A 22,004-nucleotide genomic window follows, 5' to 3' on the forward strand; every position below is an offset into this window, starting at 1 on the left:
TATTGCATGAGGGTAGGGCGATGAACAGCAACACACTGTGGTTGATCGGCCGGCGCCTGGGCGCGGCGATCGTGACTTTGTTGATCGTGTCCATGGTCGTGTTTGCGATCACGGCGGTATTGCCGGGGGACGCGGCGCAACAGGCACTCGGGCAATTCGCCACGCCGGAACAGGTGGCGGCCTTGCGCCTGAAACTGGGGCTGGATCAACCCGGTGTGGTGCGTTACCTGCATTGGTTGATGAACCTGCTGAGCGGCGACATGGGGCAATCGGTGTCCAATGCCTTGCCGGTCAGCGAGCTGATGGCCGGGCGGGTGCCCAACACACTGATGCTGGCGGCCGTCACGGCGCTGGTGTCGGTGCCGGTGGCGCTGATCATCGGCATCGGCTCGGCCATGGGCCGGGGCGGGCGCATGGACAGTTTCCTCAGCTTCATCACCCTGGCCCTGGTCGCCGTGCCGGAATTTTTGGTGGCGACCCTGGCGGTGCTGATCTTTGCGGTGAACCTGGGCTGGCTGTCGGCGCTGTCCTATGCCAGCGACATCACCTCACCTTGGCAATTCATGCGCACCTACGCCTTACCGGTGATGACCTTGTGCTGCGTGATCGTCGCGCAAATGGCGCGCATGACCCGGGCGGCGGTAATCGATCAACTCGACAGCGCCTATGTGGAAATGGCCCGGCTCAAGGGCGTGAGCCCGGTACGGATCGTGTTGCGCCATGCCTTGCCCAACGCCATCGGGCCGATTGCCAATGCCATCGCCCTGAGCCTGTCGTACCTGCTGGGCGGGGTGGTGATCGTCGAGACGATCTTCAACTACCCCGGCATCGCCAGCCTGATGGTCGATGCCGTGACCAACCGTGACATGGCGCTGGTTCAGGCCTGCACCATGCTGTTTTGTACGGCGTACCTGGGGTTGGTGCTGATTGCCGACCTGTGCGCGATTCTTTCCAATCCGAGGCTGAGAAACCAATGAACGATCTCATGGCGAAATCGGCGCCTGCAGGGCCCGAGCTGGCATTGGGCAAGGTCGCCCATGGACCGTCGTGGCTTGGCCTGGTCGGGGCGGCGATGTGTGTGATCTGGCTGCTGGTGGCTATCTTCGGTCCGTGGCTGGCGCCGCACCCGGTGGGTGAAGTGGTCTCCGATAACGTGTTCGACAGCCTCAGCGTGGCTTACCCGTTGGGCACCGATTACCTGGGCCGCGACATGCTCAGCCGCATTCTCGTCGGCGCGCGGTTCACCGTGGGGCTGGCGCTGATTTCAGCGGTGTTGGCCAGCACGCTGGGGACCGGATGTGCGCTGCTGTCGGTGGTGTCGCCGAAATGGCTGGACGAAGTGATCAGCCGTTTGATGGATGCCTTTATCTCCATCCCGAGCAAGATGCTGGCGTTGATCATGGTCTCGGCGTTCGGTTCTTCGGTGCTGTTGCTGATCTGCACCGCAGTCTTGAGTTTCACCCCTGGCGCGTTCCGCATCGCCCGCAGCATGGCGGTGAACATCGAAGCGCTGGAATACGTGCAAGTGGCCCGCACCCGTGGCGAGCGTCGGTTGTACATCGCCTGCGTGGAAATCCTGCCGAACATGCTCAACCCGGTGCTGACCGATCTGGGGCTGCGCTTCGGCTTCATCGTGCTGCTGCTCAGTGGCATGAGCTTCCTCGGCCTCGGCGTGCAACCGCCGGATGCCGACCTCGGTTCGCTGGTGCGCGAGAACATCGGCGGCCTCAATCAGGGCGCGCCGGCCATCGTGATTCCGGCGCTGGCCATCGGCACCCTGACCATCGGCGTGAATCTGTTCATCGACCGACTGTCGTCACGGCGTAGTCGACGTACGGGAGGTCATTGAAATGAGTGATTTGATTCGAGTCGAAGACCTGCGCGTGGTCGCTTGCGGCGAGCGTGGCGAAGTGGAGATCGTCAAAGGCGTGAGCTTCTCCCTGGCCAAAGGTGAAGTGTTGGCGTTGATCGGTGAGTCCGGCTCCGGCAAGACCACCATCGCCCTGGCGCTGCTCGGCTATGCCCGACGCGGTTGTCGATTGGCGTCCGGCGTGGTGCAAGTCGGCGAGCACGACATGCTGGCGTTGAGTGAAAGCGAACTGCAAGGCCTGCGCGGCAATCGGGTGTCGTACATTGCCCAGAGCGCCGCCGCTGCGTTCAACCCGGCGAAAAAACTGATCGATCAAGTGGTGGAGGGCGCATTGATTCACGGCCTGGGTAGCCGGGCCGTGCTGGAAGCCAAAGCCATCGAACTGTTCCGCGATCTGGCCTTGCCGGACCCCGATCACATTGGCCAGCGTTACCCGCACCAAGTATCCGGCGGGCAGTTGCAACGGGTAATGGCGGCCATGGCGCTGATCAGCGATCCGCTGCTGGTGGTGCTCGACGAGCCGACCACCGCCCTCGACGTGACGACGCAGATCGACGTGCTGCGCGCCTTCAAGCGGGTGGTCCGCGAACGTGGGGCGACGGCGGTCTATGTGTCCCATGATTTGGCGGTCGTAGCGCAAATGGCCGATCAGATTGTGGTGCTCAACGGCGGACAGATTTTCGAGCAGAGCGCCACCGCGCCGCTGCTCAAGGCCCCGGCCCACGAATACACCCGCAGCCTGCTGCTGGCGGCCCGCCCGGACACGACGATCCGCCCACCTTGCGGCATCGCTGAAGAAACACCGCTGCTGACCATCCAGGGGCTGACCGCCGGTTACGGCAACAAGAACCTGCAAGGCATGCCGTCGATTCGCGTGCTGGAAGATATCGACCTGACCGTGCGCCGGGGCCAGGCCATTGGTGTGATCGGTGAGTCGGGCTCCGGCAAGTCGACCCTGGCGCGGGTGGTGGCCGGGTTGCTGACGCCGGCCTTGGGCGGCCTGACCTTCGATGGCCAGCCACTGGGCGGCAGCCTGTCCGAGCGCACCGATGAGCAGTTCCGCCGGATTCAGATGGTGTTCCAGAATGCCGACACCGCGCTCAACCCGATGCACAGCGTCAGCACTATTCTGAGCCGTCCGCTGAAAATGTACTTCGGCCTCAAGGGCGCCGCGCTGCGCGAGCGCATCGGCGAACTGCTGGACCTGGTGCGCTTGCCGCGCGCCATGGCCGAACGCCGTCCGAATGAACTCTCCGGCGGGCAAAAGCAGCGGGTCAACCTGGCCCGAGCCCTGGCAGCCAAACCGGACCTGATCCTCTGCGACGAGGTGACCTCGGCGCTGGACACCGTGGTCGGCGCGGCGATTCTCGAACTGCTGCGCGACCTGCGTCAGCAACTGGGCGTGTCGTATCTGTTCATCAGCCATGACATCTCCACCGTGCGCGCGCTGTGCGACGACATCGTGGTGATGTACAGCGGCCACAAGGTTCAGGCCGGCAGCCGGCAGGCGTTTGCCCAGGCACCGTTCCATCCTTACACCGACCTGTTGATCCATTCGGTGCCGGAACTGCGTCAGGGCTGGCTGGAAAACTGCGGCACCACCTGCGGCACGCTGCCGCCGATTGGCGCCAAGGCCAATGTGCCAGAGCTGTGCACCTTTCTCAGTCGCTGCCCGGTGCGGGTCGACGGCCTGTGCAATCAAACCGCGCCGAACCGACGGATTATCGACGGCGGTAGCGAAATTCTTTGTCATCACGACAGTGCCGAGTTGCTGAAAACACAGCAGGGTTTATCCACCATGAGCCTGGGAGCTTATGCATGAAAGGGCGTTTTGTGAGGCTGGCCGAGCAGGGCCGGCCGACCGTCAAGCTGACGGTGGACGGTTCGCCCATTGAGGCGTTGCAGGGCGACACATTAATGGTCGCGTTGCTGACCCAGGGCTCGGCGCTGCGCCAATCGGAATTCGACTCGGGCCGCCGCGCCGGTTTCTGCCTGATGGGCGCCTGCCAGGATTGCTGGGTCTGGACCCGCAGCGGCGAGCGTTTGCGCGCCTGTTCCAATGAAGTCCGCGAAGGGCTGGACATCGTCACCACACAACCGGAGGCAATATGGCCACTGCACGGCTGAGCGCTCAACGAGTGGTTATTGTCGGCGCCGGGCCGGCCGGCATTCGCTGTGCCGAAACGCTGCTGGCGGCTGGCTTGAAACCGATCCTGATCGATGAGAATCGCCGGGATGGCGGGCAGATCTACCGGCGCCAACCCGAAGGTTTTACCCGGGACTACGCCACCCTGTATGGCACCGAAGCGGCCAAGGCCAAGAATCTGCACCAGAGTTTCGACCGATTGCGCGGGCAAATCGACTACCGCCCCGACACGCTGGTGTGGAACCTGACGCCGGGGCAATTGTGCTGCGTCAGCCAGGGCAAGCACTCGACGGTGGATTACGATGCGCTGATCCTCTGCACCGGCGCCACCGACCGCTTGATGCCGATCGAAGGCTGGCAGTTGGCAGGCACCTACAGCCTTGGCGGGGCGCAAATCGCGCTCAAGTCCCAGGCGGTGTCCATCGGCCACCGCGTGGTGTTCATGGGCAGCGGGCCGTTGCTGTATCTGGTCGCCAGCCAATACGTCAAAGCAGGCGCGAATGTGGCGGCGGTGCTCGACACTTCGCCCCTCAGCAAGCGTATCGCGGCAGTGCCGAAGCTGATGGCGCGTCCGGGATTGCTGTTCACCGGGATGAAGTTACTGGCGCAGTTGTACCGGGCGAAAATCCCGGTGCATCTGGGGATTTCGCCGCTTCAGGTGCAAGGCTACGCGGCCAGTGGCGTCAGCGGTGTGCGGGTGCGTACCGCGCGCGGTGAGACGTTAACGGTGGACTGTGATGCCGTGGCGCTGGGTTATCACTTGCGCCCGGAAACCCAACTGGCCGATCTGGCCGGTTGTCGCATGCGCTTCGATGAGGCGTCCAGCCAGTGGTGGCTGGCCGTCGATGAAGAGGGCCGCACCTCGGTCAACGGTGTGTATGCCGCCGGGGACGGTTCGAAGATTCGCGGCGCCGATGCCGCCGAGCACGCCGGGCGCCTGGCGGCCATGGCGTTGCTGGAGGATCTGCAGCAACCGGTGAACGCCGGTTTGCGTGACGAACAACGCCACGCGCTGGCGGTGATGGATGAGTTTCGCCTCGGCCTGGCCCAGGCGTTTCCCTGGCCGGCGGCGCAAGCCAAAGCCTTGCCGGACTCAGCCATCGTCTGTCGCTGCGAGATGATCAGCGCCGGCGAGTTGCGCCGTACCGTGAGCGAGAAGGGGGCCTGTGAAGTCAATCGGGCCAAGGCCTTCAGCCGGGTCGGCATGGGCCGCTGCCAGGGGCGTTATTGCTCCCAGGCCGGGGCCGAAGTGATCGCGGCGGCGGCAGGCGTCAGTGTGCAACAGGTCGGTCGGCAGCGTGGACAGGCTCCGGTCAAACCCCTTTCGATGCTCACCGAGGAGGTGTCGCCATGACGCTACACAAAGCCGATGTAGTGATTGTCGGCGGCGGCCTGATGGGCTCGGCGGCGGCGTTTTTCCTGCGCCAGCGCGGGCAGTCGGTGATTCTGCTGGAGCGCGACCAGATTGGTCAGTACGCCAGCGGCGTGAACTTCGGCAACGTCCGGCGTCAGGGACGCTTCCTCGGTCAACTGGAATTGGCCAACCGTTCCTGGGCGCTGTGGAAACGCTTGCCTGAGCTGATCGACGACGACCTCGAATTCATCGCCAGCGGGCACATGCGCGTGTGTTACCGCGAGGATGAGATCCCGGAGCTGGAAGCCTACGCGGCGGCGCCCGAGGCGGCGCAACTGGACTTGAAAATCTATCGTGGCGCCGAACTGCACCAGCGCTTTCCGTTCCTCGGGCCGGACGTGAAGGGCGGCTCTTACGCGCCCCACGACGGCCACGCCAACCCGCGTCTGGCAGCCCCGGCATTTGCCCGGGCGGCACGCCGCCTCGGGGCGCGGATCGAGGAACAGACGGAAGTCGCTGAAGTGCAGAAAGTTGCCGGCGAGTTCACCGTCACCACCACCGATGGCCGACAGTTCAGCGCCGAGCGCTTGTTGATCACCGCCGGCGCCTGGGGCCAGAAACTCTCGGCGCAGTTCGGCGAACCGGTGCCGCTGGATACCAACGGCCCACAAATGGCCGTGACCGAACCGGTGCCGTACGCCTTGCCAACGGTGATCGGCGTGTACACCAAGATCCCCGAAGAAGTGATCTACTTCCGCCAGATCCCGCGCGGCAACATCATCATCGGTGGCGGCTACCGCAGCAAACCGGACATGCTCAACCGCCGCGCCTATGTCGAGCCGCGCAGCATTCTCAATCAGATGGACCAGATGCGTCGCCTGCTGCCGGGCGTCGGCAACCTGAACATCATCCGCGTGTGGAGCGGCATTGAAGGCTACTTGCCCGATTCCCTGCCGGTGATGGGCCCCAGCGGCAACGTTGACGGTTTGTACTATGCGTTCGGCTTCTGCGGTCATGGCTTCCAGCTCGGCCCAGGCGTCGGCGACGTGATGGCCGAACTCATCAGCACCGGCAGCACCAGCACTTCGATTGAGCCGTTCTCGATCCGCCGGTTCACCTCTTCAGCCGAGCAACGGACAACCGAGCAAAGGAGCAGGGCCTCATGAAACCCCGTGTACTGGATATTCTCAAACGCTTGATGGCCTTCGACACCGTGTCTTCGGAGTCGAACATGGCCCTGATCGAGTACGTACGCGACTTGCTGCTGACCAAGGGCATCGAGTCACTGATCGTCAAGGACGAAACGGGTAAAAAGGCCAACCTGTTCGCCAGCACCGGCCCTAAAGAGTTACCAGGCATTCTGTTGTCCGGCCACACCGACGTAGTGCCGGCGGCAGGCCAGGCCTGGACCTTGCCGGCGTTTGAGGCGACGGTGCAGGACGGGCGGATTTACGGGCGCGGCAGTTGCGACATGAAGGGGTTTATCGCGTTGGCCATCGACGCCATGCTCGATGCCGCCGACCATTCGTTGAGCCGACCGCTGCAAATCGCCTTGTCCCATGACGAAGAAACCGGCTGCGTCGGTGTACGACGTTTACTCGACGTGCTGCACCTGGCGCCAGTGCGGCCGTTTTTGTGCCTGATCGGTGAGCCGACCAACATGCAGTTCGTGCTGGGGCACAAGGGCAAGGGGTCTTACCGCACTTACTGCCGTGGCCTGGAAGCGCATTCCTCGTTGGCGCCGCGTTCGGTCAATGCGATTCACGTGGCCTGCGATTTCATCGCGGCTCTGCGCCAGAGCCAGCAGCAACTGCAAGAGCAGGGTGCGCAGGATGCCGATTACGACGTGCCTTACAGCACCGTGCACGTCGGGCAGATTGTCGGCGGCAAGGCGCTGAACATCGTGCCGAACCTGTGCACCCTGGATTTCGAGGTACGTAACTTGCCGGCGGACGATCTGGATCAGTTCCTGGAGCAGATGCGCGAGCGTGCAGAAGTGATCGTGCGCGAGGCGAAAAAGCTGTCCAGCGTGGCAGACATCGAGATCGAAACCCTCAACGTCTATCCGGGCCTCGATACCCACCCGAGCGTTGAAGCGGTGCGCTTCCTGAAAAACTTCGCCGCGCCGGACACCGGCACCGCCAAAGTCTCGTTCGGCACCGAGGGCGGGTTGTTCAAGCAGCGTCTGGATGTACCGGTAGTAGTCTGCGGCCCGGGCTCGATCGAACAGGCGCACAAGCCGGACGAGTTCATCGAGATCAGCCAGATGCAGGCTGGGGAGCGGTTTCTGGAGGGATTGCTGGGCTCCCTGAAACTTTGAGATCGTCAAGATCTTTTGATTTCTGCTTGCCGGTAGAGCCTGCCGTCCCACCGCGAATTTCAGCATCCAACACTGCCCATCAAACGCTTTCAGCATCCTTATCCGTGGCACCTCCCTAGACTGGAAATGTCTCGGATCAGGACTCGACCATGCTCAAGAATCGTTTGAAAGACCCCAGCCTTCTGGCAGAACTCGCTTATGTGGACGGGCAGTGGATCGGCGCCGATAACGCCGCGACCCTGGACGTCATCGACCCGGCCACCGGCCAGTTGCTTGCCCGGGTGCCGGCCATGCAGGGCGCAGAAACCCGACGCGCCATCGAAGCCGCCGAGCGGGCCTGGCCGGCGTGGCGCGCACGGCCTGCGGCAGAACGGGCGGCGCTGTTGGAGCGCTGGTACCAGGCGATGATCGACAACCTCGACGACCTCGCCTTGATCATGACCTGCGAGCAGGGCAAACCGCTGAACGAAGCCAAGGGTGAAATCCGCTACGGTGCCGGGTTCGTCAAATGGTTCGCCGAAGAGGCCCGCCGGGTTTATGGCGAAACCATGCCGGCCCCCAGCGGCGACCGCCGCCTGTTGACCCTCAAGCAACCGGTCGGCGTGTGTGCCGCGATCACCCCCTGGAATTTCCCCAACGCGATGATCACCCGCAAGTGCGCGCCGGCCCTGGCCGCCGGGTGCCCGATCATCGTCAAACCCTCGGACCTGACCCCGCTGTCGGCCCTGGCCCTGGCGGTACTCGCCGAACGCGTCGGCATTCCGGCCGGGGTGTTCAACGTGCTGACCGGCATGCCCGCTGGCATCGGCGAAGAACTGACCGGCAACCCAACGGTGCGCAAGATCTCCTTCACCGGCTCCACTGCGGTCGGTCGACTGCTGATGCGCCAGAGTGCCGAACACATCAAGCGCTTGAGCCTGGAACTGGGCGGCAACGCGCCGTTCATTGTGTTCGACGATGCCGACCTGGAGCAGGCGGTAACCGGGATCATGCTCAGCAAATTCCGCAACGCCGGGCAGACCTGCGTCTGTGCCAACCGCATTCTGGTGCAGGATGGCATCTACGAACGCTTCGCCCAGCGACTGGTGGAGGAGGTGGGCAAACTCAAGGTCGGCAATGGTCTGGACGCCGACGTGACCATCGGCCCGCTGATCAACCCGGCGGCGGTGAGCAAGGTCGCGCGGCACATCGACGATGCCCTGAGCCAGGGTGCGCGTTTGCTCTGTGGCGGCATTCCTGAAGGCGACAACCAGTTCGTTCAGCCGACCGTCCTTGGCGACACCCACGCCGGCATGCTGCTGGCCAACGAAGAAACCTTCGGCCCGGTGGCGCCGTTGATGCGGTTTACCTCTGAGGCCGAAGCGCTGGCCTTGGCCAATGCCACGCCTTTTGGTCTGGGGGCCTACTATTTCACTCAGGATTTACGCCGTTCCTGGCGGTTCGGCGAGGCGCTGGAGTTCGGCATGGTCGGCCTCAACACCGGGCTCATTTCCATGGAAGTCGCGCCGTTCGGCGGCATCAAGCAGTCTGGGCTGGGTCGTGAAGGCAGCAAGTACGGGCTGGATGAATACCTAGAAGTCAAAGCCTTCCATATCGGTGGGCTGTAACCCGGCAACGATTGCACAGCCATTTTGCGAGGCATGATTGATGAGTAAACCATTCAGAATCGCCGCGATTGCCGGCGATGGCATCGGCAAGGAAGTCCTGCCGGAAGGGTTGCGGGTACTGGAGCAAGCCGCGAAGAAGTGGCAGTTGGAGCTGAGCATCGAAGTGCTCGACTGGGCTCACTGCGATTACTACCTGGAACACGGGCAAATGATGCCCGACGATTGGTTCGACCAGCTCAAGGGGTTCGATGCGATCTACTTTGGCGCCGTCGGCTGGCCGGACAAGGTGCCGGACCACATTTCTTTGTGGGGCTCACTGCTGAAGTTTCGTCGCGACTTCGACCAATACGTGAACATTCGCCCGGTACGTCTGTTTCCTGGCGTGCCGTGCCCGCTGGCCGGGCGCAAACCAGGGGACATCGATTTCGTAGTGATCCGCGAGAACACCGAGGGCGAGTATTCCTCGGTCGGCGGCAAGATGTTCGAAGGCACCGAACATGAGTTCGTGCTGCAAGAGTCGGTGTTCACCCGACGCGGCGTGGACCGGATTCTCAAGTTCGCCTTCGACCTGGCCCAGACCCGACCGCGCAAACGCCTGACGGCGGCAACCAAGTCCAACGGGATATCCATCAGCATGCCGTACTGGGACGAACGCACGGCATTGATGGCCGCGCAGTACCCGGACATCACTTGGGACAAACAGCACATCGACATCCTGTGCGCGCGTTTTGTACTGCAACCGGACCGGTTCGATGTGGTGGTGGCGTCGAACCTGTTCGGCGACATCCTGTCCGACCTGGGACCTGCCTGTGCCGGCACCATTGGCATTGCACCATCGGCCAACCTCGATCCCGAGCGGCGTTTTCCATCGCTGTTCGAACCGGTGCACGGTTCGGCCCCGGACATCTACGGGCGCAACATTGCCAACCCGATCGCGATGATCTGGTCCGGCGCGTTAATGCTGGATTTTCTGGGCAACGGCGATGAGCGCTATCGCGCTGCGCACGACGGGATTCTGCAGGCGATCGAACGGGTGATTGCCGAGGGACCGATCACCCCGGACCTGGGCGGGAAGGGCTCGACTCAGGAGGTCGGCAAGGCGATCGCGCAAGCGCTTTAAAGCCTGCGACGCACTCCTTGTGTAGCAGCTGTCGAGCCTGCGAGACTGCGTTCGGCTGCGCAGCAGTCGTGAAATCAGGCACTGCGGTGTTTCAGCTAAACCGTGGGCAGGATTTACGACGACTTCGTCGCCGATCGCAGCCTCGCAGGCTCGACAGCTGCTACGGCCGAACGCAAGGGATCAGTCTTCCTTGCGAATCGTGGCCACGTCATCGGCGCGGACTTTCACTTTCGCCCCGGAAATATCTTCGAACTCGAAGAAGCCATCCTTGCCCTTGGTGTTCGGCATGTCCTTGGTCAAATACTGGGTGCCGTTCTGCAGGGTCACGACTGTTGGCGTCGAGCAACCGGTCAGGGCCAGAAAGGCCGCTACCGCCAGGGGCAAACCCAGAGTCTTGATATTCATACACACCTCCATCACTCAATAAAAACAATGCGAACGCCTCATTCGAGATCAATCCTCACTGTGCTTCTAACGCGGTTGGTGCGATGGAATGGCAGAAAGTTCGATGGTCACCCGAAAATTGCCCGATAGCGTCGCCACTTATCCTTTTCCGTTTGCACCGGGTGGGGCATAGCTGGTATCTGTACGCATAACCAGTATTCGCTTGCCATGGCCCGATTGCCCGTGATTGTAAATCCGCTCGATGACCCGTTCTATTACTTGAACAACTTCATGCAAGTGCTTGATTGGCTTGAGCATCGTTATGCCGATGTACTCAGCATCGAAGAGCAGGATTTCATCCGCGACTTCAATCGACTGCCCCGCGAGTCCCAGGCTTTGTTGGTCAGATTGGTGATGCGCAAGGGCGTGCATTTCAGGGTCGGCAAACTGAGTTACGTCGAAATCGGCGACATCGCCAGCGCCGCTAAGCCGCTACTGGCCCTGGGCTGGATCGACGAGCAGTTGCCGCTGCCTGTCGAGGAGGTGTTCGAGGTGCTGCTCAAGGCCGAGATTCTCCAGTGTTTTGGCGACGCCATCGATCAACCGAAAGGCAAAAAGAGCGATTGGCTGCCGGCCCTGAGCGAGCAGTTTCCTGAAGAGCAAAGTTTTGCCCAGTGGTGCCCGGCACTGGATGACCGGCTGTTCAGCCTGACCGTCATGGGCCTGTGCGATCGGTTGCGCCTGATGTTCTTCGGCAATCTTTACCAGGATTGGTCGGAATTCGTTCTGGCTGACCTGGGCATCTACACCTACGAAAAAGTCGAGTTTTGCGCCGAGTCCCGAGGCTTGCGCAGCCGCGAAGACGTCGACGCCTGCCTGTTCCTGCACAGCTGTCAGCAGCATTTCGAGGCCGGTGAAAAGGTGGCGGTGGTTGTCGAGCAGATCAACAGGCTGGAACTCGCCAATCCCTGGCTGCAAAGACGTCGGGCCAAGCTGCTGTTCCAGATCGCTCAGCACTGCGAACGCATGGCGGATTTTTCCACCGCCCTGGGCCTCTACCGCGATTGCGCCTACCCCGGCGCACGCCTGCGGCTGATTCGCGTGCTGGAGCGCTGTGGTGAATTTCAACTGGCCATGGATTTGGCGAGCCACGCCGAGCAAACCCCGGAAAGCGCCACCGAACATCAGCATTTATTGCGTGTGCTGCCCAGGCTGCGGCGCAAACTGGGCGGGCCGCCGATCAAGCGGCCAGCCCCGCGGCCCATGCAGCGCCTGGACCTGCAATTGCCCAGGCACGACCCGGCATTGTCGGTGGAGTATTACGTTCAGGAGCATCTGGCGGACGAGTCGGCACCGGTGCATTACGTCGAGAACAGCCTGATCAACTCGCTGTTCGGGTTGCTGTGCTGGCCGGCGATCTTCGCCCCGTTGCCGGGGGCGTTTTTTCACCCATTCCAGCGCGGCCCGGTGGACCTGCACAACGAAGACTTTCATGCTCGGCGCGCGGATTTGTTCCAGGCTTGTCTTGCCGAACTCGATGACGGGCGTTACGCCCAGACCATCCGCGAGCGTTACAGCGCCAAGTGGGGCGTGCAGTCGCCGTTCGTATTCTGGGGCGCGCTGAGCGAGGAACTGCTGGAGCAGGCGCTCGACTGTCTGCCCGCCGAACACCTCAAGCACTGGTTCAATCGACTGCTGCTCGACATCAAGGCCAACCGCGCCGGCATGCCGGACTTGATCCAGTTCTGGCCGCAACACAAGACCTACCGAATGATCGAAGTCAAAGGCCCCGGCGATCGCCTGCAAGACAACCAATTGCGGTGGCTGGAGTTCTGTCACGAGCACCAGATGCCGATTGCCGTTTGCTACGTGCAATGGGTGGAGCAGGGCGCTTGAGCTACAGCATCGCGGTGCGGGCGTTGTGTGAATTCACCGCCAAGGTCGGCGACCTCGACCTGCGCTTCACCCCGTCGCCAACCGCGCTGGAAGGCATTGTCGGCCATCGCACCGTGGCGTCACGACGCAGCGAGGGTTACCAGAACGAGGTCGCGCTCGAAGGCCAGTATCGAACCTTGACCGTGAAAGGCCGGGCGGACGGCTACGATCCGGGGCAAAACTGCCTCGAAGAAATCAAAACCTATCGGGGCGACCTGAGCAAGCAACCGGCCAACCACCGGCAGTTGCACTGGGCGCAGGCGAAAGTCTATGGCTGGTTGATGTGTCAGAAACTGGATTTGGCGCAGATCGACCTGGCGCTGGTGTACTTCGACATCGTCAGCGAGAAGGAAACCTGTCTGGTCGAGACCTTCAGCGCCGCCGACTTGCAGCTGTTCTTCGAGCACCACTGCGGGTTGTTCCTGCACTGGGCCGAGCAGGAAATGGCCCATCGCGAAGGGCGCAATCTGGCGGCTCAACAGCTGAGCTTTCCCCATGCCGATTTTCGCCCCGGCCAACGGCATCTGGCCGAATCGGTGTTCAAGGCGGTCAGCACCGGCCGCTGTCTGATGGCCCAGGCGCCGACCGGTATCGGCAAGACGATTGGCACGCTGTTCCCGATGCTCAAGGCCCTGGCGCCGCAGCAACTGGACAAGGTGTTTTTCCTCACGGCGAAAACCCCGGGGCGCAAATTGGCGCTGGACGCCGCTCAGGTGATCCTCGACAGCGCCGATGCGCAGCCGTTGCGAGTCCTCGAGATGATCGCCCGGGACAAGGCTTGCGAGCACCCGGACAAGGCCTGTCATGGCGAATCCTGCCCGTTGGCGCAGGGTTTTTATGATCGTCTGCCGGACGCGCGTCAGGCCGCCAGTCAATTGAGCCTGTTGAACCAGAGTGCCTTGCGTGAGGTTGCCCTGCAGCACGAGGTTTGTCCTTATTACTTAAGCCAGGAAATGGCCCGCTGGGCGGACGTGGTGGTCGCCGACTACAACTACTACTTCGACTTCAGCGCGTTGCTGTTCGGGCTGGCCCAGGCCAATAACTGGAACGTCGCGGTGCTGGTGGACGAGGCCCACAACCTGGTGGAGCGCGGCCGGCAGATGTACAGCGCCAGTCTCGACCAGGCGACTTTGAACGGCGTACGAAAAACCGCGCCCGAGTCGTTAAAGAGATCCTTGCAGCGAGTCAATCGTGAATGGAATGCCTTGCACGATCAGCAACTCGGCCCCTATCAGGCCTACGACAAAGCCCCGGAAAAACTGCTTCAGGCCTTGTCCTTGTGTTGCGCGAGCATCGGCGACTACCTGAATGAACACCCTCAGGGCCTGAACAGCGGGTTGCAGAATTTTTACTTCGACATGCTGCAATTCGGCCGCGTGGCTGAACTGTTCGACGAGCATTTCCTGTTCGACATCAGCAAGCGTGACCTCGAGCGCAAGCGCAATCTGTCGCAGCTGTGCCTGCGCAATGTGGTACCCGCCGGTTTCATCCGCCCGCGCCTGACCGCAGCGCGCAGCACGGTGCTGTTTTCCGCGACCTTGAGCCCTCGGCATTACTACGCCGACCTGCTGGGCACCCCGGCGAACACGGTTTGGATCGATGTGGAATCGCCATTTCACGCCGATCAGCTGCAAGTGCACATCGTCAGCCAGATCTCCACGCGGTTCGTCCACCGTCAAGCGTCCCTTGCGCCCATCGTCGAGCTGATCGCCAAACAGTTCAGCCAACGCCCCGGCAACTACCTGGCGTTTTTCAGCAGTTTCGATTATTTGCAGCAAGTGGCGCAGCTGCTGGCCGAGCGGTATCCGCAGATCACGCTGTGGTCGCAGTCCCGGGGTATGGGGGAAGCGCAGCGTCAGGACTTTCTCGACCAGTTCACCGCCGACGGGCAGGGCATCGGGTTTGCAGTGCTGGGTGGCGCGTTCGGTGAAGGCATCGATTTGCCCGGCGCCCGATTGATTGGCGCCTTCATCGCCACCCTGGGGCTCGCGCAACTCAATCCGGTCAACGAGCAACTGAAACAGCGCATGGCGGCGATTTTCGGTGCCGGTTATGACTACACCTACCTGTTTCCAGGTGTGCAGAAAGTGGTGCAGGCGGCAGGAAGGGTGATCCGTACGCGGGAGGATCAAGGGGTGGTGATGCTGATCGACGACCGGTTTGGCGAGAGTAAGGTCAAGCAATTACTGCCGCGTTGGTGGGCGGTCGAGAAGGCACACAAACCCCCTTGTGGGAGCGAGCCCGAGTAGAGTCAGGCCTTGCGGTTACGCAAACTACGCTCCATCCGCGCAATCCCTTCTTCCAGCAACGCCCGTGGGCAGCCGAAGTTCAGGCGCACGAATTGCTGGGCGTGATCGCCGAAATCCAGCCCGGCGCTCAGCCCGACTTTGGCCTGTTCGAGGAAGAACTGCTGCGGGTTGTCCAGCCCCAGTGCTGTGCAATCAAGCCACGCCAGATAGGTGCCCTGAGGAACGCTCATGGTCACACCCGGCAGCCGCGTGCGAACTGCCTCCACCAGATAGTCCCGATTGCTTTGCAGGTAGGCCATGAGTTCGGTCAGCCAGGGGCGGCCTTCGCTGTAGGCGACGCGGGTGGCTTCCAGGCCCAGCGGGTTGACGCTGTCGACCATGCCGCAGCGGGCATGGTTGACGCGATGGAGCAGCGCTGCGTCTTGAATGATCATGAACGCAGTCTTCAGGCCAGCGATGTTGTAGGCCTTGCTGGCTGACATCAGAGTGATGGTGCGCTTAGCGATCTGCGGGCTGAGCGAGGCGGTCGGAATGTGCACGCGCCCGTCGAAGCACAGCTCGGAGTGGATCTCGTCGGAGATGATCCAGGCATCCTGTTCCAGGCAGATGTCGGCAACCGCTTGCAGTTCTTCCCGGGGGAAGACCTTGCCCAGCGGGTTATGTGGGTTGCTCAGCAACAGCGCGCCGCCTCCTTGCAGTGCCTGGCGCAAGGCATCGAGTGGCGTGGCGTACGTGCCATCGGCCAGCGCGTTGAAGTCCAGTTCGACCTTGTTCAGCTGCCAGTGGCCCGGCGCATGGCGCAGCGGCGGGTAGTTGGGTGTTTGCACGACCACGTTTTGTTGCGGCTGAACCAGTGCATGCAGGGCCATGTTGAAGCCTGATTCTATACCCGGCAGGAACACCAGTTCCTGGGGCTGCACACGCCAAGCGTACTTGTCCCACAGGTCGGCGACGATGGCGTCACGCAAGTCATCCTGGGCCACGCTGTAACCGAGCATCGGGTGTTCCAGGCGTTTTTGCAGAGCCTGAATGATCGCCGGCGGTGCGGCGAAGTCCATGTCGGCGACCCACATCGGCAATACATCGGCCGGGTAACGGCTCCATTTGGTACTGCCGGTGCCATGGCGGTCGAACACCTGATCAAAATCGAAAGTCATGCTCAGTCTCATAAAAGGCAGAGGGGGGTAATCCGGCGGCCATGATAAGCGCCAACCTTCACCGCTGGCGAGTTGTGCAACAGAGCATGACCGGCAAGCCGCCGACGGTCGGTTTTCAGACCGCGCAGCACAACATTGTCTAAAGTTCTAATTGGCGGTAGTTCCGTTGCCGTCACTGTGATCGTCCAGAAAAACCCGGCCAACGCACCGGGTTTCCACCTGATCAGGAGTGCACGATGGACCTCAACCGTCGTCAGTTCTTCAAGGTCGCTGGTCTCGGCCTTGCAGGATCCACCCTTGGCGCGCTGGGCATGGCCCCGACGCCAGCCTTCGCCGAACAAGTGCGTCATTTCAAGCTCGCCCATACCCATGAAACCCGCAACACCTGCCCGTACTGCTCGGTCGGCTGCGGCTTGATCATGTACAGCCAGGGCGACAATGCGAAGAATGTCGCCCAGAGCATCATTCACATCGAAGGCGATGCCGACCACCCGGTCAATCGCGGCACCCTCTGCCCCAAAGGCGCAGGCCTGCTCGACTTCATTCACAGCCCCAGCCGTCTGCAATACCCGCAGGTGCGCAAGCCCGGCACCAAGGAGTGGACGCGGATCTCCTGGGATGAAGCGCTGGACCGCATCGCCGACCTGATGAAGGCCGACCGTGACGCCAACTTCATCGAGAAGAACGCCCAGGGGCAAACGGTGAACCGCTGGCTGACCACCGGTTTCCTCGCGGCCTCGGCCTCGTCCAACGAAGCGGGTTACATCACCCACAAGGTCATTCGCAGTCTGGGCATGCTGGGGTTCGATAACCAGGCACGTGTCTGACATGGCCCGACGGTGGCAAGTCTTGCCCCGACGTATGGCCGTGGTGCCATGACCAACCACTGGACCGATATCGCCAACGCGAATCTGGTTCTGGTGATGGGCGGCAACGCAGCAGAAGCGCACCCTTGCGGTTTCAAATGGGTGACCGAAGCCAAAGCCCACAACAAGGCGCGGCTGATTGTGGTCGACCCGCGTTTCACCCGTACGGCCTCGGTGGCGGACTATTACGCACCGATCCGCACCGGCACCGACATCGCCTTCATGGGCGGGCTGATCAATTACCTGCTGACCGAAGACAAGATCCAGCACGAATACGTGCGGAGCTATACGGACGTGTCGTTCATCGTCAAGGCCGGCTACGGTTTCGAGGATGGCTTGTTCAGCGGTTACGACGCGAGCAAGCGCAGCTACACCGACAAGTCCGGCTGGGGGTATGAGATCGGCGAGGACGGCTTTGCCAAAGTCGACCCGACCTTGCAGGATCCACACTGCGTCTATCAATTGATGAAGCAGCATTACAGCCGCTACACCCTGGAGCTGGCCAGTCAGGTCTGTGGCATGCCCACCGACGCGATGAAGAAAATCTGGGAAGAGATTGCCACGTGTGCGCAACCGGGCAAGACCATGACGATTCTCTATGCCCTGGGCTGGACCCAGCACTCGATCGGCTCGCAGATGATCCGCAGCGCGGCCATGGTGCAACTGCTGCTGGGCAACATCGGCATGCCGGGCGGGGGCGTCAACGCTTTGCGTGGGCACTCCAACATCCAGGGCCTGACCGACCTCGGCTTGCTGTCTAACCTGTTGCCCGGTTACCTGACCCTGCCGTCCGAAGCCGAACAGGACTACAACGCCTACATCGCCAAACGCGCACTCAAACCGCTGCGTCCCGGGCAGATGTCCTACTGGCAGAACTACGGCAAGTTTCACGTCAGCCTGATGAAAGCCTGGTACGGCGCCAATGCCACCGCCGAGAATCACTGGGGCTATGACTGGCTGCCGAAACTGGATATTCCCGGCTACGACATCCTGAAAATGTTCGACATGATGGGCAAGGGCCAGGTCAACGGCTACATGTGCCAGGGCTTCAACCCGATTGCCGCCTTGCCGGACAAGAACCGGGTGATGAAGGCACTGGCCAAACTCAAGTGGCTGGTGGTGATGGACCCGCTGGCCACCGAGACCTCGGAGTTCTGGCGCAACGTCGGGCCTTACAACGATGTGCAAACGGCCGACATCCAGACCGAAGTCATCCGCCTGCCCACCACCTGTTTTGCCGAAGAAAACGGCTCGCTGGTCAACAGCGGCCGCTGGCTGCAATGGCACTGGAAGGGGGCCGACGGCCCGGGACAGGCGCGCACTGACGTGAAGATCATGAGCGAGCTGTTCATGCGTCTGCGCCAGCGTTACCAGGCCAATGGTGGCGCCTGGGCCGAGCCGATCCTCAAGCTCGACTGGCCCTACAAAGTACCGGATGACCCGACACCGGAAGAACTGGCCCGGGAATTCAACGGCTACGCCATCGCCGATGTCACCGACGCTTCGGGCGCGGTGGTCAAGGCCGGTCAGCAGCTGTCCGGTTTCGCCCAGCTCAAGGACGATGGCAGCACGGCCTCCGGTTGCTGGATCTTCTGCGGCAGTTGGACCGAGCAGGGCAACAACATGGCCCGTCGTGACAACAGTGATCCTTACGGCATGAAGCAGAACCTCGGCTGGGCCTGGGCCTGGCCGGCGAACCGACGGATTCTCTATAACCGCGCCTCTTGCGACCCTCAAGGCAAACCGTGGGATGCGAAAAAGCGGCTGGTGTGGTGGAACGGCAAGGTCTGGACCGGCACCGACGTGCCCGACTACAAGGTCGATGTGCCGCCGGAAGCCGGGATGAACCCGTTCATCATGAACCCCGAAGGCGTGGCGCGGTTCTTCGCCCTCGACAAGATGAACGAAGGGCCATTCCCCGAACACTATGAACCGTTCGAGACGCCCATCGGCATCAACCCGATGCACCCCAACAACAAACAGGCGACCAGCAACCCGGCCGGGCGGATCTTCGATTCGGTCTGGGACACCCTGGGCCAGGCCAAGGACTTTCCTTATGCAGCGACCAGCTACCGGCTGACTGAACACTTCCACTTCTGGACCAAGCATTGCCCGATCAACGCCATAACCCAGCCCGAGCAATTCGTCGAAATCGGCGAGGCGCTGGCCAAGGAGAAGGGGATTGCCGCCGGCGACCGGGTGCGGGTCAGTTCCAAGCGCGGGCATATCGAAGCAGTGGCGGTGGTGACCAAGCGGATTCGTCCGCTGCAGGTCAACAATCAGGTGGTGCACCAGATCGGTATCCCGTTGCACTGGGGTTTCACCGGCGCCACCCGTCACGGTTACCTGACCAACACCTTGGTGCCGTTCCTCGGCGATGGCAACACACAGACCCCGGAATCCAAGTCATTCCTGGTCAACGTGGAGAAAATCTAAATGGCCAGCCAAGACATCATCGCCCGTTCGGCCACCACCACCGTGCCGCCCTCGGTGCGTACCCAAGGGGAAGTGGCCAAGCTGATCGACACCACCAAGTGCATTGGCTGCAAGGCTTGCCAGGTCGCCTGCTCGGAATGGAACGAGCTACGTGACGACGTCGGTCACAACCTGGGCACCTACGACAACCCGCACGACCTCAGCGCAGACACCTGGACCCTGATGCGCTTCACCGAGCATGAAACCGACGCCGGCAACCTCGAATGGTTGATCCGCAAGGACGGCTGCATGCACTGCGCCGAGCCCGGCTGCCTGGCGGCATGCCCGAGCCCCGGCGCGATCATCAAGCACGCCAACGGCATCGTCGACTTCGATCAGGACCATTGCATCGGCTGCGGCTATTGCATCACCGGTTGCCCGTTCAACATTCCGCGCATCTCGCAAAAGGACCACAAGGCCTATAAATGCACGCTGTGTTCGGACCGGGTGGCGGTGGGGCTGGAACCGGCCTGCGTGAAAACCTGTCCGACCGGCGCCATCGTGTTCGGCAGCAAGGAAGACATGAAGGAACACGCCGCCGAACGCATCGTCGACCTCAAGAGCCGCGGCTTCGACAACGCCGGTTTGTATGACCCCGCGGGCGTCGGCGGCACCCACGTGATGTACGTGCTGCACCATGCCGACACGCCCAGGTTGTACGCCGGGTTGCCGGATCACCCGGCGATCAGTCCGCTGGTGGACCTGTGGAAAGGCCTGAGCAAACCCCTGGCGCTGTTGGCCATGGGCGCGGCGGTGCTGGCCGGGTTCTTCCACTACGTGCGCGTCGGGCCACAACTGGTCGAGGAGGACGAACATCCGACCACCGTCGACCCTGCCGTGCATGAGTTCGATCCGTCGGTGCACACCTTCGATCCAAGCAAACCCGGCGGGGAGGACAGGCCATGAACGACAAACCGATCGTGCGCTACACCGTCAACCAGCGCACCAACCACTGGCTAGTGGCGATTGTGTTCCTGATGGCTGCGCTGTCGGGGCTGGCCTTGTTCCATCCGGGCTTGTTCTGGCTCAGCAACCTGTTTGGCGGCGGTCCGTGGACGCGCATTCTGCATCCGTACCTGGGCCTGACGATGTTTGTGCTGTTCCTCGGCCTGGTGTGCAGTTTCTGGCGGGCGAACTACTTCATCACCAACGACCGGCTGTGGCTCAGGCGTGTCGGGCTGGTGATCCGTAACGAGGAGGAGGGCGTGCCGCCGATCGGCAAATACAACCCGGGGCAGAAGCTGCTGTTCTGGGTATTGCTGATCTGCATGCTGGTGCTGCTGTTCAGCGGATTGGTGATCTGGCGTGCCTGGTTCAGTGCGTACTTCGGCATCACCAGCATCCGCTGGGCGATGCTGCTGCATGCGTTGGCGGGATTCATCCTGGTGCTGAGCATCATCGTCCATGTCTACGCGGGTATCTGGATTCGCGGTTCGGTCGACGCCATGGTGCATGGCCGGGTCAGCCGCGCCTGGGCGAGAAAACACCATGGGCTCTGGTACCGGGAAGTGACCGGTGACGAGACGCCTGAGCGACCGATCAGCAAAAAAGGATGATCCCTTGGCCACAATCCTCGAGCCCGGGCAAATAGAAGCGGCGGCGAGTTCACCGCCGTTTCTGTACCTGCCGCCGAACAACCTGTTCACCCTGCGCGCGTTGCGCCTGGAACGTTTGGCCGACGGCCATCCCATGGCGGACTATCTGCGTTTGATCGCGGGGTTGTGTCATGTCCAGCAGCAGCTGATGGACGATCCGCCCGTGGCGACCATGCCCGACCCCGAACGCCTGCGATTGTGCGTAGAACATGGCTTGCCGCCGTTCGCTGCCGACAGCCTGGTGCGCGAAAACGTTTGGCTGCCATACCTCGAGGCCTTGTTGCAGCGCTATCAGCCATTGCCACACTCGGCGGTAGAAAACGCCGTGGCGACGTTGCGCAGCGCGAACCCTGGGTTGCTCAAGGCGTGGGCGATTGCCCTGGTCAGCGGCCAGTACTCGATGCTGCCGGCAGCGCTGGTGCCGTTTCTCGGCGCCGCGCTGCAAGTGGCCTGGAGTTATTGGCTGCTGAGCACGCCCAACCTTGAACTGACGCGCGGCGACAGCCTCAGCCAATGCCCATCCTGCGGTTCACCGGCGATGGCCGGGGTGATTCGTCATCGCGGCAAATACAACGGTTTGCGTTATCTGGTGTGCTCGCTGTGCGCCTGCGAATGGCATGTGGTGCGGGTCAAATGCGTGTATTGCGAACAGAGCAAGGGGCTTGAATACGTCAGCTTCGAGGATGATCGCCACGCCGCCAATCAGGCACCGCTGCGGGCGGAGGTCTGTCCCGGCTGCAACAGCTACCTGAAACTGATCTACCTGGAAAACGACGCCGAAGCCGAAGCCCTGTCGGCGGACCTGTCCAGCCTGATGCTGGACATGCGTCTGGAGCAGGAAGGTTACCAGCGGCCAGCGCCCAACTTGATGCTCGCACCCGGAGGCGACTGAGCTTATCGATCCCAGAGGCTACACTCAGACGCGA

General features: G+C 62.1%; 17 protein-coding genes. 15 read left to right on the forward strand and 2 right to left on the reverse strand.

What is annotated here, in order from left to right:
- Nucleotides 1-20 precede the first annotated feature (20 nt).
- The 9 genes from AC1RL4_RS11355 (at nucleotide 21) to AC1RL4_RS11395 (ending at nucleotide 10,417) form a co-directional block, all read left to right on the forward strand.
- On the forward strand, nucleotides 21-977 hold the full coding sequence (locus tag AC1RL4_RS11355) for an ABC transporter permease (protein ID WP_019578992.1): 957 nt from the start codon (nucleotides 21-23) through the stop codon (nucleotides 975-977).
- Nucleotides 974-1,849 (forward strand): ABC transporter permease, encoded by an 876-nt coding sequence (locus AC1RL4_RS11360; protein WP_019578991.1) that lies wholly within the window; start codon nucleotides 974-976, stop codon nucleotides 1,847-1,849. Before AC1RL4_RS11355 ends, AC1RL4_RS11360 begins: the two co-directional genes overlap by 4 nt.
- A gap of 1 nt (nucleotide 1,850) precedes the next feature.
- On the forward strand, nucleotides 1,851-3,692 hold the full coding sequence (locus AC1RL4_RS11365; RefSeq protein WP_105341693.1) for an ABC transporter ATP-binding protein: 1,842 nt from the start codon (nucleotides 1,851-1,853) through the stop codon (nucleotides 3,690-3,692).
- Entirely contained in the window at nucleotides 3,689-3,997 is a 309-nt protein-coding gene (locus tag AC1RL4_RS11370) for a (2Fe-2S)-binding protein (protein WP_018925981.1), read from the forward strand. Before AC1RL4_RS11365 ends, AC1RL4_RS11370 begins: the two co-directional genes overlap by 4 nt.
- Nucleotides 3,979-5,370, forward strand: a complete 1,392-nt coding sequence (locus tag AC1RL4_RS11375) for an FAD/NAD(P)-dependent oxidoreductase (protein WP_096480200.1) — start codon at nucleotides 3,979-3,981, stop codon at nucleotides 5,368-5,370. Before AC1RL4_RS11370 ends, AC1RL4_RS11375 begins: the two co-directional genes overlap by 19 nt.
- Nucleotides 5,367-6,536 (forward strand): NAD(P)/FAD-dependent oxidoreductase, encoded by a 1,170-nt coding sequence (locus tag AC1RL4_RS11380; protein WP_096480201.1) that lies wholly within the window; start codon nucleotides 5,367-5,369, stop codon nucleotides 6,534-6,536. The genes AC1RL4_RS11375 and AC1RL4_RS11380 overlap by 4 nt, the downstream gene beginning before the upstream one ends.
- On the forward strand, nucleotides 6,533-7,690 hold the full coding sequence (argE, locus tag AC1RL4_RS11385; RefSeq protein WP_019578987.1) for an acetylornithine deacetylase: 1,158 nt from the start codon (nucleotides 6,533-6,535) through the stop codon (nucleotides 7,688-7,690). The genes AC1RL4_RS11380 and argE overlap by 4 nt, the downstream gene beginning before the upstream one ends.
- A gap of 149 nt (nucleotides 7,691-7,839) precedes the next feature.
- Nucleotides 7,840-9,297: an NAD-dependent succinate-semialdehyde dehydrogenase gene (locus AC1RL4_RS11390; RefSeq protein WP_019578986.1), complete on the forward strand. Its 1,458-nt coding sequence runs from the start codon at nucleotides 7,840-7,842 to the stop codon at nucleotides 9,295-9,297.
- A 40-nt stretch (nucleotides 9,298-9,337) separates the two neighbouring features.
- The gene (locus tag AC1RL4_RS11395) at nucleotides 9,338-10,417 is read left to right on the forward strand and encodes a tartrate dehydrogenase (protein WP_019578985.1); all 1,080 of its coding nucleotides are present in this window, start codon (nucleotides 9,338-9,340) and stop codon (nucleotides 10,415-10,417) included.
- A 180-nt stretch (nucleotides 10,418-10,597) separates the two neighbouring features.
- On the opposite strand, the gene AC1RL4_RS11400 is transcribed toward AC1RL4_RS11395, so the two are convergent.
- Complete coding sequence (locus AC1RL4_RS11400) at nucleotides 10,598-10,822, reverse strand: YgdI/YgdR family lipoprotein (RefSeq protein ID WP_019578984.1); 225 nt, start codon at nucleotides 10,820-10,822, stop codon at nucleotides 10,598-10,600.
- Between the two features lie 207 nt (nucleotides 10,823-11,029).
- Here AC1RL4_RS11400 and AC1RL4_RS11405 point away from each other — a divergent pair, with 207 nt between their 5' ends.
- Together AC1RL4_RS11405 and AC1RL4_RS11410 are read left to right on the forward strand one after the other, a co-directional pair.
- Nucleotides 11,030-12,697 (forward strand): VRR-NUC domain-containing protein, encoded by a 1,668-nt coding sequence (locus AC1RL4_RS11405; protein WP_230172678.1) that lies wholly within the window; start codon nucleotides 11,030-11,032, stop codon nucleotides 12,695-12,697.
- The gene (locus tag AC1RL4_RS11410; protein ID WP_028940572.1) at nucleotides 12,694-14,985 is read left to right on the forward strand and encodes an ATP-dependent DNA helicase; all 2,292 of its coding nucleotides are present in this window, start codon (nucleotides 12,694-12,696) and stop codon (nucleotides 14,983-14,985) included. Before AC1RL4_RS11405 ends, AC1RL4_RS11410 begins: the two co-directional genes overlap by 4 nt.
- A gap of 2 nt (nucleotides 14,986-14,987) precedes the next feature.
- Here the strand turns inward: AC1RL4_RS11410 and AC1RL4_RS11415 are convergent, their stop codons facing one another.
- Nucleotides 14,988-16,142, reverse strand: a complete 1,155-nt coding sequence (locus AC1RL4_RS11415) for a MalY/PatB family protein (protein WP_028940573.1) — start codon at nucleotides 16,140-16,142, stop codon at nucleotides 14,988-14,990.
- 236 nt (nucleotides 16,143-16,378) lie between these two features.
- Between AC1RL4_RS11415 and fdnG the strand changes: the two genes are divergently transcribed.
- The 4 genes from fdnG to fdhE are packed head-to-tail and all read left to right on the forward strand — an operon-like array spanning nucleotide 16,379 to nucleotide 21,970.
- Complete coding sequence (fdnG, locus tag AC1RL4_RS11420; RefSeq protein WP_155954653.1) at nucleotides 16,379-19,444, forward strand: formate dehydrogenase-N subunit alpha; 3,066 nt, start codon at nucleotides 16,379-16,381, stop codon at nucleotides 19,442-19,444.
- Nucleotides 19,445-20,389 carry a formate dehydrogenase subunit beta gene (gene fdxH / locus AC1RL4_RS11425; protein WP_019578978.1) on the forward strand — a complete coding sequence of 315 codons (945 nt, stop codon included), beginning with the start codon at nucleotides 19,445-19,447 and terminating at the stop codon, nucleotides 20,387-20,389.
- Nucleotides 20,386-21,039 carry a formate dehydrogenase subunit gamma gene (locus tag AC1RL4_RS11430; RefSeq protein WP_019578977.1) on the forward strand — a complete coding sequence of 218 codons (654 nt, stop codon included), beginning with the start codon at nucleotides 20,386-20,388 and terminating at the stop codon, nucleotides 21,037-21,039. The genes fdxH and AC1RL4_RS11430 overlap by 4 nt, the downstream gene beginning before the upstream one ends.
- 4 nt (nucleotides 21,040-21,043) lie before the next feature.
- The gene (gene fdhE, locus AC1RL4_RS11435; RefSeq protein ID WP_028940575.1) at nucleotides 21,044-21,970 is read left to right on the forward strand and encodes a formate dehydrogenase accessory protein FdhE; all 927 of its coding nucleotides are present in this window, start codon (nucleotides 21,044-21,046) and stop codon (nucleotides 21,968-21,970) included.
- Nucleotides 21,971-22,004: the final 34 nt, after the last annotated feature.

Source organism: Pseudomonas sp. GW822-FHT07A10, assembly GCF_058798795.1.

Bases quoted from the DNA above. Each gene is read 5' to 3' on its own strand.
- AC1RL4_RS11400 (WP_019578984.1), bottom strand. From the start codon at position 10,822: ATGAATATCAAGACTCTGGGTTTGCCCCTGGCGGTAGCGGCCTTTCTG.
- AC1RL4_RS11355 (WP_019578992.1), top strand. From the start codon at position 21: ATGAACAGCAACACACTGTGGTTGATCGGCCGGCGCCTGGGCGCGGCG.
- AC1RL4_RS11405 (WP_230172678.1), top strand. From the start codon at position 11,030: ATGGCCCGATTGCCCGTGATTGTAAATCCGCTCGATGACCCGTTCTAT.
- AC1RL4_RS11430 (WP_019578977.1), top strand. From the start codon at position 20,386: ATGAACGACAAACCGATCGTGCGCTACACCGTCAACCAGCGCACCAAC.
- AC1RL4_RS11380 (WP_096480201.1), top strand. From the start codon at position 5,367: ATGACGCTACACAAAGCCGATGTAGTGATTGTCGGCGGCGGCCTGATG.
- AC1RL4_RS11390 (WP_019578986.1), top strand. From the start codon at position 7,840: ATGCTCAAGAATCGTTTGAAAGACCCCAGCCTTCTGGCAGAACTCGCT.
- argE (WP_019578987.1), top strand. From the start codon at position 6,533: ATGAAACCCCGTGTACTGGATATTCTCAAACGCTTGATGGCCTTCGAC.
- AC1RL4_RS11365 (WP_105341693.1), top strand. From the start codon at position 1,851: ATGAGTGATTTGATTCGAGTCGAAGACCTGCGCGTGGTCGCTTGCGGC.
- fdxH (WP_019578978.1), top strand. From the start codon at position 19,445: ATGGCCAGCCAAGACATCATCGCCCGTTCGGCCACCACCACCGTGCCG.
- AC1RL4_RS11370 (WP_018925981.1), top strand. From the start codon at position 3,689: ATGAAAGGGCGTTTTGTGAGGCTGGCCGAGCAGGGCCGGCCGACCGTC.
- AC1RL4_RS11395 (WP_019578985.1), top strand. From the start codon at position 9,338: ATGAGTAAACCATTCAGAATCGCCGCGATTGCCGGCGATGGCATCGGC.
- AC1RL4_RS11375 (WP_096480200.1), top strand. From the start codon at position 3,979: ATGGCCACTGCACGGCTGAGCGCTCAACGAGTGGTTATTGTCGGCGCC.
- AC1RL4_RS11360 (WP_019578991.1), top strand. From the start codon at position 974: ATGAACGATCTCATGGCGAAATCGGCGCCTGCAGGGCCCGAGCTGGCA.
- AC1RL4_RS11415 (WP_028940573.1), bottom strand. From the start codon at position 16,142: ATGACTTTCGATTTTGATCAGGTGTTCGACCGCCATGGCACCGGCAGT.